This is a genomic window from Arthrobacter sp. Y3221048, from assembly GCF_059092685.1.
This window is the reverse complement of the sequence record NZ_JBNHHX010000003.1, coordinates 659,965-673,134: the sequence shown is the minus strand read 5'-3', so window position 1 is coordinate 673,134 and position 13,170 is coordinate 659,965. Positions and strand designations below refer to the sequence as shown.

General features: G+C 66.5%; 17 protein-coding genes. 7 read left to right on the top strand and 10 right to left on the bottom strand.

Annotated elements, in window-relative coordinates:
* The first annotated feature begins 245 nt into the window (after positions 1-245).
* Positions 246-1,556, top strand: a complete 1,311-nt coding sequence (locus tag AC5RVS_RS12015; RefSeq protein WP_493987677.1) for an Nramp family divalent metal transporter — start codon at positions 246-248, stop codon at positions 1,554-1,556.
* A 183-nt stretch (positions 1,557-1,739) separates the two neighbouring features.
* Here AC5RVS_RS12015 and AC5RVS_RS12010 read toward each other — a convergent pair whose 3' ends face one another.
* On the bottom strand, positions 1,740-1,952 hold the full coding sequence (locus AC5RVS_RS12010) for a FitA-like ribbon-helix-helix domain-containing protein (RefSeq protein WP_494108298.1): 213 nt from the start codon (positions 1,950-1,952) through the stop codon (positions 1,740-1,742).
* Positions 1,953-2,033: 81 nt separating this feature from the next.
* On the bottom strand, positions 2,034-3,281 hold the full coding sequence (locus AC5RVS_RS12005) for an NAD(P)/FAD-dependent oxidoreductase (RefSeq protein ID WP_494108297.1): 1,248 nt from the start codon (positions 3,279-3,281) through the stop codon (positions 2,034-2,036).
* A 133-nt stretch (positions 3,282-3,414) separates the two neighbouring features.
* On the opposite strand from AC5RVS_RS12005, the gene AC5RVS_RS12000 reads away from it, so the two are divergent.
* Positions 3,415-3,924 (top strand): Lrp/AsnC family transcriptional regulator, encoded by a 510-nt coding sequence (locus AC5RVS_RS12000; RefSeq protein ID WP_494108296.1) that lies wholly within the window; start codon positions 3,415-3,417, stop codon positions 3,922-3,924.
* Between the two features lie 144 nt (positions 3,925-4,068).
* A complete protein-coding gene (locus AC5RVS_RS11995; RefSeq protein WP_494108295.1) occupies positions 4,069-4,785 on the top strand; it encodes an NADPH-dependent FMN reductase in 717 nt (238 codons plus the stop codon).
* A gap of 188 nt (positions 4,786-4,973) precedes the next feature.
* On the opposite strand, the gene AC5RVS_RS11990 is transcribed toward AC5RVS_RS11995, so the two are convergent.
* The 3 genes from AC5RVS_RS11990 to AC5RVS_RS11980 all read right to left on the bottom strand — a co-directional run bounded on the left by AC5RVS_RS11990 (position 4,974) and on the right by AC5RVS_RS11980 (position 7,267).
* Positions 4,974-6,098, bottom strand: coding sequence for a hypothetical protein (locus AC5RVS_RS11990; RefSeq protein ID WP_494108294.1), 1,125 nt, complete (start codon positions 6,096-6,098; stop codon positions 4,974-4,976).
* Between the two features lie 102 nt (positions 6,099-6,200).
* Positions 6,201-6,605 carry a DUF4383 domain-containing protein gene (locus tag AC5RVS_RS11985; protein ID WP_493987683.1) on the bottom strand — a complete coding sequence of 135 codons (405 nt, stop codon included), beginning with the start codon at positions 6,603-6,605 and terminating at the stop codon, positions 6,201-6,203.
* 266 nt (positions 6,606-6,871) lie between these two features.
* Complete coding sequence (locus AC5RVS_RS11980) at positions 6,872-7,267, bottom strand: SRPBCC family protein (RefSeq protein ID WP_493987684.1); 396 nt, start codon at positions 7,265-7,267, stop codon at positions 6,872-6,874.
* A gap of 248 nt (positions 7,268-7,515) precedes the next feature.
* Here AC5RVS_RS11980 and AC5RVS_RS11975 point away from each other — a divergent pair, with 248 nt between their 5' ends.
* Positions 7,516-8,574 carry an App1 family protein phosphatidate phosphatase gene (locus AC5RVS_RS11975; RefSeq protein WP_494108293.1) on the top strand — a complete coding sequence of 353 codons (1,059 nt, stop codon included), beginning with the start codon at positions 7,516-7,518 and terminating at the stop codon, positions 8,572-8,574.
* Positions 8,575-8,663: 89 nt separating this feature from the next.
* Here the strand turns inward: AC5RVS_RS11975 and AC5RVS_RS11970 are convergent, their stop codons facing one another.
* Positions 8,664-9,161 (bottom strand): CarD family transcriptional regulator, encoded by a 498-nt coding sequence (locus tag AC5RVS_RS11970; RefSeq protein ID WP_493987686.1) that lies wholly within the window; start codon positions 9,159-9,161, stop codon positions 8,664-8,666.
* Between the two features lie 2 nt (positions 9,162-9,163).
* On the opposite strand from AC5RVS_RS11970, the gene AC5RVS_RS11965 reads away from it, so the two are divergent.
* Both AC5RVS_RS11965 and AC5RVS_RS11960 read left to right on the top strand, forming a co-directional pair.
* Positions 9,164-9,913: a TetR family transcriptional regulator gene (locus AC5RVS_RS11965; RefSeq protein ID WP_494108292.1), complete on the top strand. Its 750-nt coding sequence runs from the start codon at positions 9,164-9,166 to the stop codon at positions 9,911-9,913.
* A gap of 2 nt (positions 9,914-9,915) precedes the next feature.
* Positions 9,916-10,338 carry a YchJ family protein gene (locus tag AC5RVS_RS11960; protein WP_494108291.1) on the top strand — a complete coding sequence of 141 codons (423 nt, stop codon included), beginning with the start codon at positions 9,916-9,918 and terminating at the stop codon, positions 10,336-10,338.
* A 100-nt stretch (positions 10,339-10,438) separates the two neighbouring features.
* Here the strand turns inward: AC5RVS_RS11960 and AC5RVS_RS11955 are convergent, their stop codons facing one another.
* The 3 genes from AC5RVS_RS11955 to AC5RVS_RS11945 all read right to left on the bottom strand — a co-directional run bounded on the left by AC5RVS_RS11955 (position 10,439) and on the right by AC5RVS_RS11945 (position 11,623).
* A complete protein-coding gene (locus AC5RVS_RS11955; protein ID WP_493987688.1) occupies positions 10,439-10,777 on the bottom strand; it encodes a DUF202 domain-containing protein in 339 nt (112 codons plus the stop codon).
* On the bottom strand, positions 10,777-11,175 hold the full coding sequence (locus AC5RVS_RS11950; RefSeq protein ID WP_493987689.1) for a YidH family protein: 399 nt from the start codon (positions 11,173-11,175) through the stop codon (positions 10,777-10,779). The genes AC5RVS_RS11955 and AC5RVS_RS11950 overlap by 1 nt, the downstream gene beginning before the upstream one ends.
* Before the next feature lie 130 nt (positions 11,176-11,305).
* Positions 11,306-11,623 carry a hypothetical protein gene (locus AC5RVS_RS11945; protein WP_494108290.1) on the bottom strand — a complete coding sequence of 106 codons (318 nt, stop codon included), beginning with the start codon at positions 11,621-11,623 and terminating at the stop codon, positions 11,306-11,308.
* Positions 11,624-11,733: 110 nt separating this feature from the next.
* Here AC5RVS_RS11945 and AC5RVS_RS11940 point away from each other — a divergent pair, with 110 nt between their 5' ends.
* On the top strand, positions 11,734-12,210 hold the full coding sequence (locus AC5RVS_RS11940) for an acyl-CoA thioesterase (protein ID WP_494108289.1): 477 nt from the start codon (positions 11,734-11,736) through the stop codon (positions 12,208-12,210).
* 217 nt (positions 12,211-12,427) lie between these two features.
* On the opposite strand, the gene AC5RVS_RS11935 is transcribed toward AC5RVS_RS11940, so the two are convergent.
* On the bottom strand, positions 12,428-12,847 hold the full coding sequence (locus AC5RVS_RS11935) for a MarR family winged helix-turn-helix transcriptional regulator (protein WP_494108288.1): 420 nt from the start codon (positions 12,845-12,847) through the stop codon (positions 12,428-12,430).
* Positions 12,848-13,170: the final 323 nt, after the last annotated feature.

Genomic DNA, 13,170 nt, shown 5'->3' with positions numbered 1-13,170 from the left:
GTGGCGCGAGCACCAACCTCTGGGACCAGCCGCAGGGGCCTATGCGAACGGACACACTCGCCGGCGACTTTCCCGCCGAAGGGTGCCCGCGCTGCGCCGAACGGTACTGCGGGTGGCCCATTCGCCTATTTACCGACCGGGCGTTCGGAACGCGTGAGAAACTAGACGGGGTCCGGTGACGGGCGGCACTCTTGCCGCCCGCTTTTTTGCGGACAAGCCCCATCACGGTAAGGAATACATGGCTCATGGCCACTGAGAACAATGCCCCGGGCGCGCTCGATGCCGCCGCACGGGTGGATAACGACGGCGGCGCTCCCGCCAAGTGGAAGATCGTCGGTCCCGGTCTCGTCGTCGCCGCCACAGGCGTCGGCGCCGCGGACATGGTGGCCACCTTGGTCGCCGGGTCACGCTACGGCTACGGGCTGTTCTGGGCGGTGATCGTCGGCGTCATCCTGAAGATCATCCTGGTTGAAGGCGCCGGACGGTTCTCCCTGGCGACCGGCAAGACGATCTTCGAGGGCTGGCGCTCGCTGGGCCGCTGGACCACCTGGTACTTCGGTCCGTACATCATGATTTGGGGCTTCGTCTACGGTGCCACGGCAATGTCATCGGCAGCGCTGCCGTTGGCCGCGATGTTCCCGGTGCTGCCGCTGTGGGCCTGGGCGATCCTGATGGGTCTGGCCGGATTCGTCATGGTCTGGTTTGGCAAGTACGCCACCTTCGAGAAGATCACGGCCGTGTTCGTCGGGCTGATGTTCGTCACCGTCGTCGGGCTGGCCATCATCGCCGTGCCCAACGTCCCGGAGATGATCGGCGGCCTGGTGCCGATGATCCCGCAGGAAGAGGGCGCGGTGTTCTACACCCTGGCGCTCGCGGGCGGCGTGGGCGGCACCATCACGCTGGCGGCCTACGGCTACTGGCTGCGCGAGAAGGGCTGGCACACGCCCAAGTGGATGCGCGTGATGCGGATCGACAACTCCGTGGCCTACGTCATGACCGGCATCTTCGTGATCGCCATGCTGATTGTCGGCGCCGAGGTGGTCCGCACCGCGGGCGTATCCCTGAGCGCTGGCGACGAAGGACTGCTGGATCTGTACGAGGTACTCAAGGATGAGTACGGAGACGTGGTCGGCACCGGCTTCCTGGTCGGTTTCTGGGCCGCCTCGTTCTCCTCCATCATCGGCGTCTGGAACGGCGTGTCCCTGATGTTCGCCGACTTCTGGGGCAACATGCGCAAGAAGGAGTCCGGCCACCCGGACACCCGCGTGGGCGGCAAGTACTTCAAGTTCTACGTCCTCTGGCTGACGTTCCCGCCCATGCTGCTGTTCATGCTGGGCAAGCCGATCGCGCTGATCCTGCTGTACGGCGCGTTGGGATCGTTGTTCATGCCGTTCCTGGCACTGACGTTGCTGGGCCTGCTCAATGGCAAGCGGATCCCGAAGGAATGGGCCAACCGCCTGCACACGAACATCGCGCTGGGCTTCTGCGCCCTGCTGTTTGTGGTCCTCGGTGTCTACCAGCTGTGGAACTCCATCTCGCCGCTCTTCGGCGGCTGATTTCCTGCACGCTCTGCTGCCCCGTACCGTTTTCGGTGCGGGGCAGCGCTGTTTAACAAACGACGACGGCGGCGCGCGGCGGCGCGGGCCAAACCGCCCGGCGGCGGTGCCGGGCGCCACGCCTACTGCAGGCCGGTCCGGCACGACCCGCCTACTGCGGGCCGGTCCGGCACGACCGCCCGCTTACTGCCGGCCGGTCCGGCGTTTCCCGTCCTCTGCTGAATCGTCGTCGCCGACGATCGAGGCCAGGAGTTCGTCGGCCTCGCCCAGCCCGCGGACTGCTTTGACGAGGATCGCCCGGGCTTCAGCTTCGGGTGAGCGGTGGTGCGTATCGGCGAGGATCCGGAGTCCTTCCATGGTCCGCGAATCCAGATCCGGCACCGTGAGTGATTCCATGGCAGCCTTCTTCCCTTGGGGTGCGCTGCGCCCCGAATGCCGCCCATGATAGTCCCGCCCCGACGAGCTGTCAGCGGGTCGTCAGCGCAGCGGGTCGAACGGCCGGATCGCCTCGGGCACGCGGCCGGTGACGATCTGTTCGGCCAGCAGCTTGCCGGTCGCCGGGCCCAGCACGATGCCCCACATCCCGTGCCCGCCGGCAACGTAAACGCCGGGGGAGCGGGTGGCGCCGATGAGCGGCAGCCCGTCGGGCGTGACCGGGCGCGGGCCAACCCAGATGTCCTCGAGGTTCTCCAGATCCATGTTGGTGAACAACGGCCGCACGGCGGCGAGGATGGCGTCGATCCGCCCGGTCTGCAGCGGTTCGTCGGGGCCGCGGAACTCCATGGTTCCGGCGATGCGCAGCCGTCCCTGGTACGGAGTGCAGGCGACGCGGCGGGCGGGGAAGTAGATGGGGAACTCGGCGGGCTGGTCGGTGGCCACACTGAAGGAATAGCCCCGCCCGGCCTGCACCATGGTGCGAACACCCAGCGGCTTGGCCAAATCGGGCAGCCAGGCGCCGGTGGCCAGGACAACGACGTCGGCGTGGAACGGCTCCTGCGCGTAGGTCTCCACCGAGATCCCGGTGGGGCCGTGGCGCAGGGAGCGGACCTCGGCGCCGGAAATGATTTGCCCGCCGCGTGCCACCACGGAGGCAGCGAGGGCCTCCACGAAAGGGCCGGGCTCAAGGAACCGCTGCCCTTCAAGCTCGAACACCGTGGAGACGCCCGCGGACAGCTGCGGCACCTTGGCCTGGGGGTTGTCCAGGCGGTTCAGCGGGACGGACTGGCCGGCCTTCTCCACGCTGGCCAGCTCGTGGACAAAGTGGCGGCTTTCCTTCTCCTCCTCGAAACCGACGATGAAGGGTCCCTTGCGGGTCCACGACTCCACGCCGTTGTCGGTCAGCTCATCGAAGCTCTCCAGCGCCATCTTGTCGATCGGCGTCAACGCCGCCATGGTCCGGTCCCAGGCCTTCTGCGTGCCGTGCAGCGCGAAGCGGGCCAGGAACTTCCAGAGCTGCGGGTCCAAGCGGGCCGGAATGTGCAGCGGCGCCGTCGGGTCCATCAGCGCCTTGGGCCCGTAGGTCCAGACGGTCGGGTCCGACAACGGCATGGCCATGCCGGGCGTGAGCCAGCCGGCATTGCCCCAAGAGGCACCAGCGGCGACGCCCGATCGGTCCAGTACGGTGACTTCCACGCCGCGTTCCTGCAGATGCCAAGCGGTGGCCAGGCCCACCATGCCGGCGCCTACGACGACGGCGGTGCTCGGGGCGTGCGCACGAGAGTACATCGTATGCTCCTCGGGTCGACTCTGCTCTCGGCACCCATCCTGAAGAATGTTTACCCGTTTCTCAAGCGATTAGGAGAAGATTCTGTGAGAGTGAGGAACGGTGACAATAAGTTCAGAAAGTGGTGACGATCACATGGCCGAATCGAATGATCTTCGACGCCCGTTCGGAGCTCCCGCGGGATCGGGGCTGGACCGCATCGACCGGTTGATCGTCGAGATGCTCCAAGCCGACGCCCGAACCCCCAATAACGCGATTGCGGCGGCCGCCGGCATTGCCCCCTCGACGTGCTTGAGCCGGATCCGCTCCCTGCGCGAACGCGGCGTCATCCGCGGCTTCCACGCCGACGTGGACCCTGCGGCCGTGGGCCGCGGCCTGCAGGCGTTGATCTCCATCCGCCTGCAGGCGCACGCACGGTCGAACCTGAGCCAGTTCAAGGACTTTCTGTCGGGCCTGCCGGCGGTAGAGGGGATCTTCTTCGTGACCGGTGACCGCGACTTCCTGATCCATGTAGCTGTGGCGGACTCCAATGCGCTGCGTGACCTGGTCGCGAACAACCTCAGCGTCCGCCCGGAGGTCGCCGGCACCAATACCACCGTCATCTTCGAACACGTCCGCCCGCCCGGCAGTTCGCTCGCTCCGTGATGGGAGCGGGGTGCGCCTGCCCGGCTCCAGCCCGGAGTCCGCCCTCTCCCATGCCTGGGAGCCGGCGGCCCGACCCTTTGTTGACATGTCATTATTCGTGCCGCTAGGATAGTTGAAAGCTCAAGCAATCAATCGAAGGCTGCAATGTCCTGGTTTAAGAATCTTTTCAGCAAGTCCAGCGCCCGCCGGTCTGCCGCCAACCCTGCGGCCGCCGCGGCCGAGTCGTTCACGGATGCAACCGTCACCCAGCCGGTCGAGGCCGCTGGCAGCGAAGCCCGCGCCGTTCTCCCCAAGATCGCCATCATCACCGGCAGCACGCGCCCGGGCCGGGTCAATGACTCCGTCGCCAACTGGGTCGCCGCCGAACTGGCCGCTCGGACGGACGCCACCTTTGAGGTCGTCGACATCGCCGATTTCAACCTGCCGCTGCTGGACGAGGCCTACCCGGCCGCGTACCAGAACTACCAGGCCGACCACACCAAGGCCTGGTCGGCCAAGATCAGCGAGTTTGACGGCTACATCTTCGTGGCCAACGAATACAACCACACGGTCTCGTCCGCACTGGCCAACGCGCTGTCCTACCTGAACGTTGAGTTCAACAACAAGGCTGCCGGCATCGTTTCCTACGGCTCGATGGGCGGCGTCCGCGCTGCCGAACACCTGCGCAACATGCTGGCCGAGCTGCAGGTGGCCGTGGTCCGCAACCAGGTGATGTTCTCGCTGTTCACCGACTTCGAAAACTTCTCCGAGTTCAAGCCGACCGAGCAGAATGCCGGAACGCTCGCCCCGATGATCGACCAGCTCGTGCTGTGGGCACAAGGCTTCGCCACCATCCGCACTCCGCAGGACGCCGCCGCTTAGAACCCCAAGCCCGGTCCGCCCGCCGTCTCCGTTCGGCGGGCTGTCCTGCCGCCGGCATTCCGGCCGGCCAGCACCGCCCCCGCCGTTTCCCATCCGGCGGGGGCGGTGTTGTCTTATGGGACTGCGGCACGATATTAAGGGACCACGGCACGATTCCGTAGGCTGATCCCGCCGAGGTCGTCAGTGGGCTACCCGCCGTCGGCCGCCAGAATGGTGGCCATGGACATGGCGAAACCGGGCGCGCAGGCTACCGCCAGCACGACCAAAGCAACGCGTCCGCCCAGCATTACCCGCCGCTGCAACAGCTCACCCCGCGGCCCCGATTCCGCATGCAGCCCAGCCGGCCGGTCTGCGAAGTACTTCAACCTGAGAGCCGCCAGTGCCCAGCCCACGCCGATGGCGGCAACAATCCAGGCCGCGACCACCACGCTGGCACCGCCCAGCGGGACCGCTAGGAGCAGCAGCGGAAGGTACCACTGCAGGTCCTTGGCCGTCCGAAGCAGCGGGACGCGACGGGACAGCCAAGCGGTGGCCACCGCGATGAGCATGCCGTGGGCAATGGCCAGCGCGGAGAAGGCCGCGATCGAGAGCCAGCCCGGGCCCACGACCTGAAAGTCCCGGCTGTCCGGCTGCAACGGGCCAAACACTGTGCCGAGTCCCAGCAACAACAGCAGTCCGAAAGCCGCTCCGCCGGTTCGGCCGGCCGGCAGCCACCGCCGCACCAAGCCGTAAAGGAGCGCCGTCCCGCAGCCGATGGCAACGCCGAACAAGACGAAGCCGGCGGTCCCTTCCAAGCTGATCTCCCCGATGGTTTGGTTGTTATCCGTCAGCCTCCCGTCGTCTTCCGGCGACGTCACCGCCAGCAGGCGCATGATCAACCGGCCGCCGGCGCCCGCCATGCACAGCCCGGCCACCCCGCCGCCGACCAGCATCACCGTCGCCCACCACAGCACCCGGCGTGCAACGTGCGGCAGGAGCGCGCCGCCGTCATCCGGCAGGGCGCTTCCGCCGCGCAGAAGCGCTCCGTTTTCGTTCCCGTGGGTGCCGCCGTCGAGCACGAGCACACCGTCGTCGTCCACGACTGTGCCGCCGTAGTGCACGAGGGCTCCGTCATCATTGGCGCGGGTGCCGTCGTCCAGTACGAGCGCACCGTCGCCGTTCCCGGCGCCGTCGTCGTTCCCGTGAGAGCCGCCGTCGTCCTGACGCAGGTCCTCGTCACGGCCCGGCGGAGGCTGGAACCGCTCTCCGCCCCGGAAGGCCACCGCGGCCAGCCCGGCGGCCACCAGCAGGCCGCACAGGATCATGAGTATCACGGAGCCAGTATCCGACGGGCCCGGAAGCCAGCGAACCCCAGTCATTTCGACTGGGGTCCGGCAGCGAACCGTCCCGCCGATAACCCGGCGGGACGGCTGTATTTAGCGTGCTTCGCGCGCCTCGTCCCGGTGGCGCACCATGTAGGCGATGGCCAGGGCCAGCATCACGGCGCCAAGGACGAAGTTGAGCCAGTTGGTGGCTGTATTGGTGGACAGGAAGTTGGCCGCGGATTCGCCGGGGCCGACAATCAGGCCGTACAGCCACATCACCAGGTACAGGATGCCCGCTCCCATGAGGAAGTCCCGGGCACCACTGGCGGTGCGGCTCATGATGTAGCCCACCACGCCTACCACCAGGTAGACGATGTTGAGCAGCATGGACACTTGGAACGCGTTAATCAACATGGCGCCGGAGCCGCTGGCGAAAGCCATTTCTCCGTAGTCCATGGTGATGCCGGGAATGAAGCCCAGGACACCGATCACAAAGAGAACAATTCCCGAAGTCATCGCGGCATTACGCACGTTCCCGCGCGAGACGTGTGCGTGATGGGCATGCGGTGATGCGGTCGTCATTTCTCCTCCCATACAAGTGAGTTTCGAAACTTCGTCGAGTAGCAACTCGGCTGTTGGTAGGGGCGCATCTGACGTCAGAACCAGCGCTTTCAGTTTACGTCCGCCTGGCCCGCTGCGGCAGGGTAAACGGCGGTGGTCCGGTTAGGCCGACGGCGCGGCGGTGGCAGGGCTGGCGTAGCTCCTCCCAAACCGGGGGCCGGTTAGGCCTCGAGCAGCCTCTTGAGCGTGCGCAGGTCCCGGTCCACGGCGGCGGCATCGGCTTCGAACGCGGCCTCGTCCATGCCGTCACGGTGGTACAGGGTGAACACCACCTCTGTCCCGTCGCCGTTGCCGAGCACACGCAGCGGGTTGTAGACCGATTCGCCCGACGGCAAGGTCACGTAATGGTCCAGCACGCCGAACTCATTGCGCTCGGTAAACGTGACCCGCACCGGTCCGTTGTCGGTCTCGGCGACCCAGGCGTCGTCGACCACACCGATGGAGGAGCTGAGTCCGGCGGCCCATTGCGGCATGTTCTCGGGTTTGGCGGCGAACTCGTAGACCTCCCGAACTGGGCGGTTGATGGCGATGCTGATGTGCCGCGATGCAAACGTCATGTGGCCAGTCTTCAGGTTCACTTCGACGCGGGCAAGACCTGCGGAGCGGTCGGCGTCGTCGAGAGGATCCGCGGGATATCGATGCTGTCGCGAGGGCCGCGCGGGGAAGTCAGCGCCGTCGGGGAAGCGGGCGCCGGTCGGAAGAGTCCGCGTGGAAGCCGCGCCGTCGGGCGTGCCCGTGGTTGACGCCGAGGCGGCGCGCTGGTGCCGGTTCGGGCCGGAAAGCGTGTGCATGACAGACTTGGACCATGGCATCCATTATCGGCAACGGCGACGATCTCCAGGAGAAGGCAGCCCACATCGGCATGCGCCTTGAAGACCGCTGGCAGGCGGTCCGGGAACGGCGGGCACGGCAGCGCGGTGACGTAGCCACCGTGATGCCCTTTACCGGCTACGGCACCGACGGCTGGATCCGCGTGCTGGCCCGGGTAGTGATGGCGCGGCCAGGTGCGTTCGCCAACGGCCGCATGCCCTCCAAGCTGGTGGCCGACGGCATCCGCGGCTGGCGGAATTTCATCAGCCCGCCCGTGGCCAATGCGCGGGTCACGATCCACGCCGACGGCACCGAGCACCAGGTGGTGGCGGACCGCGGCGGCGTGGTGGACGCCAAGGTTTCCGTGCACCTGGCTCCCGGCTGGCACACCGTCACGCTGCGCTGCGAGGACTCGGAACCCGTGGAAGCGGCGGTCTATGTGGTGCCGCCGGAGGCGCGCTTCGGCGTGGTGTCCGACGTCGATGACACGGTCATGGTCACGGCGCTGCCCCGTCCGATGCTCGCGGCGTGGAACACGTTCGTGCTGGATGAACATGCGCGCAACGCCACGCCGGGCATGGCCGTGATGCTGGAGCGGGTGACACGTGAGCATCCGGGCAGCCCGGTGTTGTACCTGTCCACCGGCGCCTGGAACGTTGCGCAGACGCTGACGCGGTTCCTGTCCCGGAACATGTACCCGGACGGCGCGCTGCTGCTCACCGACTGGGGGCCGACGAAGGACCGCTGGTTCCGCAGCGGCCAGATGCACAAGGTGGACCAGTTACGGCGGCTGGCCGAAGAATTCCCGAACATCAAGTGGCTGCTGATCGGCGACGACGGCCAGCACGACGAAGCCATCTACGCCGGCTTTGCGCTGCGTTATCCCGACCATGTGGCGGCCATCGCCATCCGCCAACTGTCGGTCAGCGAGGCGGTGCTGGCCGGTGGCCGTTCACAGGACGGCCCGGTGGGACCCGCGCGCAGCATCCCCTGGATCTACGCTTCCGACGGGAAAGGCCTGGCGAACCAGCTTCAGCAGCTGGGAATCCTGTAACACTGACGGCGCCCCACTCCTGGTGGAGTGGGGCGCCGTCGTTTCGTCACTGGGCAGCGCCCGAACGTTATTCCGCTTGAGGCCGCCTGTTATACGGTGGCCTCAAGCGGACCGAAAACGGCTTCGATCATGGCCCGCGCCGTTTCGTTGTCAGTCTTTTCGGCCAGGGCAAGCTCCGAGGACAGGATCCGCATGGCCTGTTCAAGCTGGTGCTTTTCACCCGCCGAGGAGCCGCGTTCGATTGCCCGGAGCGAGAGATCGCGGACCACTTCGCTGACCCGGTAGATGTCGCCGCTGTTGATCTTTTCCTGGTTGGCCTTGAACCGGCGTGACCAGTTTTCCTGATCCTCCGGCACCTTCGCCTTCAGGATCGCAAAGACATCCTTGACGCCTTTTTTGCTGATGGCCTTGCGTACGCCGACCGTTTCCGCGTTGCCCAGCGGCAGTTCGATGAGCAGTCCGTCATGGTGTGCGCGGAACTGCACGAACTTGGTCTGGCAGTCCTTGAACGGACGGGTCCGGAGATCGGTCACGGTAACAGCGCCGTGTGGGGGGTAGACGAGGGTGTCGCCAACTTTAATGTTCATTGATGCCCTTTCATGCCATTATGGCAGATACTGCCACATTGGCAGCGAATACTCAAATATGGGGTATCTTGGAAGCTGCTATGCCACAGAAAACGCCGACCAGCGGCGCTTCCAGAACCGATGTGCCCGGCCCGACCACGGCTGAGCTCCCTGTCGCTGCACCCGGATTGAGGGAGCGACGGCGGCGCCAGACCCGGACGGAAATCAGCGAGGCTGCGCTGCATTTGTTCCAGGAACACGGCGTGGATGCCACAACTGTGGACGGCATCGCCCACGCCGCCGGGATCTCCCAGCGCACGTTCTTCCGGTACTTCACCAGCAAGGAAGAAGCCGCGCTGCCGGCACACCAGGATTTCGACGCCGCGCTCGAGGCCGGGCTGCTCACGATCGATCCGGCCGGCAACCCGCGCGAAGAGCTTGAGCGCGTCTACCAAGAGGTGATGCAGGCGTATGCGGACAACGACGCTCCCGCAGCGCGCCGCATGTTGCTGGTCAACCAGCTCATCCGCAAGGAGCCCCTGCTTAAAGCGGCCATGCTCAAGCACAACGCCACCCGGACAACCGGGCTGGTGGACGCCCTGACGGACCGGTTCGGCCGTGACGGGGTCAGCGACCTTCAGATCAGGCTCGCGTTCGAGACCTGCGCGGCGGTGGTCCGGGTTGCGTTCGAGGTCTGGGTGGCCCGGCGCGAGGCCGGCCGAAATGACAACCTGCCGGACATTTACGCGGCTGCCCTGCAGCTGTCCCACTGACCATGCGGCACACACGAACCCGGGGTGGCGCGCAGCCCGCCCTGACGACGACGACGCCTTGTCCCTGCCGGAGCGGCCGGCCGTACGGCGAATGCTGCGGGCCGTTCCACCGCGGCGATGCCGAGCCGCCGACAGCGGAAGCCCTGATGCGGTCGCGCTACACGGCTTTCGTCGCCGGCGACGCCGACTATCTGCTGCGAACCTGGCATCCGGAAACGCGGCCCGCCCAGCTTGAGCTGGACCCCGCCCTGCACTGGACCGGACTGGAGATTCTCAAGACCGTCCGCGGCGGCGAATCCGACCGCGCGGGCACCGTGGAGTTCCGCGCCACCTACCGCGATGGCGGCCAGAACCGGGCGCAACAGGAAAAGAGCACGTTTGTGCGCGAGGACGGCCGCTGGGTCTACCGCGACGCTTTGGCCTGAATCCGGCGCAGCCGCCCGCTGCTCACCGCCGCGGCTCACTTTGCCGACAGTCGCCAGTGCCGCCCCAGACGTCACGCCGCGCGTGCAACGTCGTCGTGGTTCAGTCCAAAAACAGGACGGCATAGATGCCGAGCGCGCCGAGCACCACCACGCTGCCGGCAACCCAGGCGGCAGCGGCGGCGTCGGCGTGGATCCTCTCGTCGGCCACGCCGGAGACCGCACGCCGGTACCGGAGCTTCTGCGTGATGTAGATGCCGAACGCCGTGCACAACGCCACGGCCACAAGAGTCCCGGTGAACCCGCCGTATTCCGGCATCCAGCGCAGGAACATGGCTGTTGCCACGATCATGGCCAGGGTGGTCCGGCTCCAGGCCAGGGAGGTGCGTTCGGGCTGCAGGCCGGCGTCGTGGTGTTCTGGCTCGGAACGGGCGCGTCGCATCAGGACGGCCGCAGGACGACGAAGACCACCAGCAGTGCCGCCACCACACCGCCGCCAATGGCCAGGATCGGGGCAATCAGCGGCAGCGGCAGGGGAGTCTTATGCCGCATGGCCCGCTCCACGTTGAGCCAGCGGAAGAACGAGCCGCCGCCTATCGCCATGGCCAAGACCAGGAGGATGATGGCGATGGTCTTGCGGATTTCCGGGACGAGGACGCCGCCGGTGAAAACCTCAACCGCGATGCCGCCCGCCAGGAGGGCCAGCGACGTGCGGATCCACGCCAGGAACGTGCGCTCGTTGGCCAGCGTGAACCGCGGGTCGGGCTCGGTGCCGCCGCGCAGCAGTTTACTGGCGAGTTTGCTGCGTTCCGGGCGGGGCGAGGGTGAAGAAGTAGGCACGGCTTCATGGTAACCATGTCCGCAGTCGGCGCGGCGACGGCGACGTCACATGGCAAGCGGGGGTGGCGCATGCGTCCCCGAACGGCCTGATGTCCACGCGCAGGCAAATGAACCCGATGCGGGCCAGGCGTCAGGCTGCCGGCCGGTCCTCGTCGTCGTCGTTCTCCTGATCCATGCGGGCCACGGTGAAGAAGCGGTTGCCCGCCCCCTTGCGCGAACTCGGCACCAGGAGCTTGGAGTATTTTTCGCACCACTGGGCGGCGCCGCCGGAATCCGCGGCAGCCGCAGCGATGGCGTCAATGTCGTCGGACCAACCCAGGACGCGTTCACCCTCGAGGCAGAACTGGATGAGTCCCAGCTGGGTATCTACGTGCAGTTCGACGTCCACCCAAACGTCGAATCCCACAGTGTTGCTGGCTGTATCTTCTGTTTTGTATGTGTTCATCATGAGACCTGTGTTGCGCATCACACCCTGTGGCGCCCTCCCACTATAGGGTCCACGATCCGGAATGCCAAACAGTTTCCCCCGCGTAAACGGCCGGTAAAGTAAATCGGGCGATGACTCAGACACCTTCCGACCAGCGCCTCACCTGCAACGTGCCGATGCGCTGGGGCGACATGGATGCCTACGGGCACATCAACAATGTGGAAATCCTGCGGATCCTGGAGGAAGCGCGCATCCACGCGTTCGGGCCTCCCGCCGGCACCGGCGGCCCCGGGCTCGAGGTGGACCTGCCGGTCTTCTCCGACCTGCCCGAATCCACCCAGGCTCTGGTGGCGGAACACCGGGTGAAGTACGTCCGGCCGCTCAGTTACCGCAACATCCCGGCGCACGTGGAGGTCTGGATCAGCGCGATCAAGGGCGCCAGCCTGACCATCGCGTACCGGATCATGGACCCGGTAACCACCGAGCAATGCGTGCTGGCGGAAACCACGCTCGCCTTCTTCCACACGGACACTGGCCGGCTGCTGCGCCTGAATGAGCGCCAGCGAGCGATCCTGAAGCCCTACCTGGGCGAGTCGAACTTCCGCTGAAACGACGACGGCGATGGGCTGGCTAATCCCGCGGAGCGGCCGGTCGGCTCGGGGAGTCCCGCGACCGCGGGCGGGGAGCGCCCAAACCGCTTGCAGCCGGGCTGCCGCCGTCGTCTTCCCTGGCGGTACGGCCGGACTGCCGTCGTCTGCCGTGGCTCTGCGGCCGGGCCGCGTCGTCCTCCTTGACGGTGCCAGCGGGCCGCCGTCGTCGTCTTCCCTAACCCTCCCAACCGAGGTTGCGGGCGATCCGTTCCAGCACGTCAAGGGCGGCCGCATATTCTTCTTCACTGATGCCCTCGGCCATGCGGGCGCGCGTGCGGTCGACCACCTCGCCGAGTGAGGCAAGGCTTGCCCGCCCGGTATCGGTCAGCGCATAGTGCCCGTCCTCGGCGCTGACCCAGCCGCTTTCCACAAGTTCTTCGACCGGTTCCTGGGGTCCTTCGCCCTCGGCCTCGGGAATGAAAGGCCCCAGAGCTTCCGCGAGTTCAGCGGCCGTAGACGGCTTGTCCGCCAGCAGGTTCATCATCTGCCACTGCCGGCGGGTGATGCCGTGTTCCTCCATGGTCTCGACAAACTGCTCGTCGAGCAGCCGGTCAACGAGCTTCAGCCAATAACCGATGGGTCGTAGAGGTGCCATGCCGCCACCCTACAAGGGTCCGCGCGGCTGATCGACTGAAACTTGCGAACACGCCGCCGATCGACTGGAACTGCCCAACAGCCCGCTGATCGGCCGGAGCTGCAGAACACGCCGCCGATCGGCTGAATCTGCGAGCACGCCGCCGATCCAAGACCACTACCACCCTAGGGGAGCATGATGCCCTCCTGACCGGTACGCGCGGCGGCGCCCAGCAAGCACAACGTTGGCGCTTTCTGCCCTGAGCAGACCCTGCTGACGCCGGCCAAGCAGCTTCCTACGATGGAAGCAGCCAGAAGGGAGTCGCGTCGTGCTCGAACTTCAAA

What these genes read in the sequence shown, in the direction of transcription:
- AC5RVS_RS12015 (WP_493987677.1), top strand. Translation starts at nt 246, where the DNA reads ATGGCCACTGAGAACAATGCCCCGGGCGCGCTCGATGCCGCCGCACGG.
- AC5RVS_RS12010 (WP_494108298.1), bottom strand. Translation starts at nt 1,952, where the DNA reads ATGGAATCACTCACGGTGCCGGATCTGGATTCGCGGACCATGGAAGGA.
- AC5RVS_RS12005 (WP_494108297.1), bottom strand. Translation starts at nt 3,281, where the DNA reads ATGTACTCTCGTGCGCACGCCCCGAGCACCGCCGTCGTCGTAGGCGCC.
- AC5RVS_RS12000 (WP_494108296.1), top strand. Translation starts at nt 3,415, where the DNA reads ATGGCCGAATCGAATGATCTTCGACGCCCGTTCGGAGCTCCCGCGGGA.
- AC5RVS_RS11995 (WP_494108295.1), top strand. Translation starts at nt 4,069, where the DNA reads ATGTCCTGGTTTAAGAATCTTTTCAGCAAGTCCAGCGCCCGCCGGTCT.
- AC5RVS_RS11985 (WP_493987683.1), bottom strand. Translation starts at nt 6,605, where the DNA reads ATGACTTCGGGAATTGTTCTCTTTGTGATCGGTGTCCTGGGCTTCATT.
- AC5RVS_RS11980 (WP_493987684.1), bottom strand. Translation starts at nt 7,267, where the DNA reads ATGACGTTTGCATCGCGGCACATCAGCATCGCCATCAACCGCCCAGTT.
- AC5RVS_RS11975 (WP_494108293.1), top strand. Translation starts at nt 7,516, where the DNA reads ATGGCATCCATTATCGGCAACGGCGACGATCTCCAGGAGAAGGCAGCC.
- AC5RVS_RS11970 (WP_493987686.1), bottom strand. Translation starts at nt 9,161, where the DNA reads ATGAACATTAAAGTTGGCGACACCCTCGTCTACCCCCCACACGGCGCT.
- AC5RVS_RS11965 (WP_494108292.1), top strand. Translation starts at nt 9,164, where the DNA reads ATGCCCTTTCATGCCATTATGGCAGATACTGCCACATTGGCAGCGAAT.
- AC5RVS_RS11960 (WP_494108291.1), top strand. Translation starts at nt 9,916, where the DNA reads ATGCGGCACACACGAACCCGGGGTGGCGCGCAGCCCGCCCTGACGACG.
- AC5RVS_RS11955 (WP_493987688.1), bottom strand. Translation starts at nt 10,777, where the DNA reads ATGCGACGCGCCCGTTCCGAGCCAGAACACCACGACGCCGGCCTGCAG.
- AC5RVS_RS11945 (WP_494108290.1), bottom strand. Translation starts at nt 11,623, where the DNA reads ATGATGAACACATACAAAACAGAAGATACAGCCAGCAACACTGTGGGA.
- AC5RVS_RS11940 (WP_494108289.1), top strand. Translation starts at nt 11,734, where the DNA reads ATGACTCAGACACCTTCCGACCAGCGCCTCACCTGCAACGTGCCGATG.
- AC5RVS_RS11935 (WP_494108288.1), bottom strand. Translation starts at nt 12,847, where the DNA reads ATGGCACCTCTACGACCCATCGGTTATTGGCTGAAGCTCGTTGACCGG.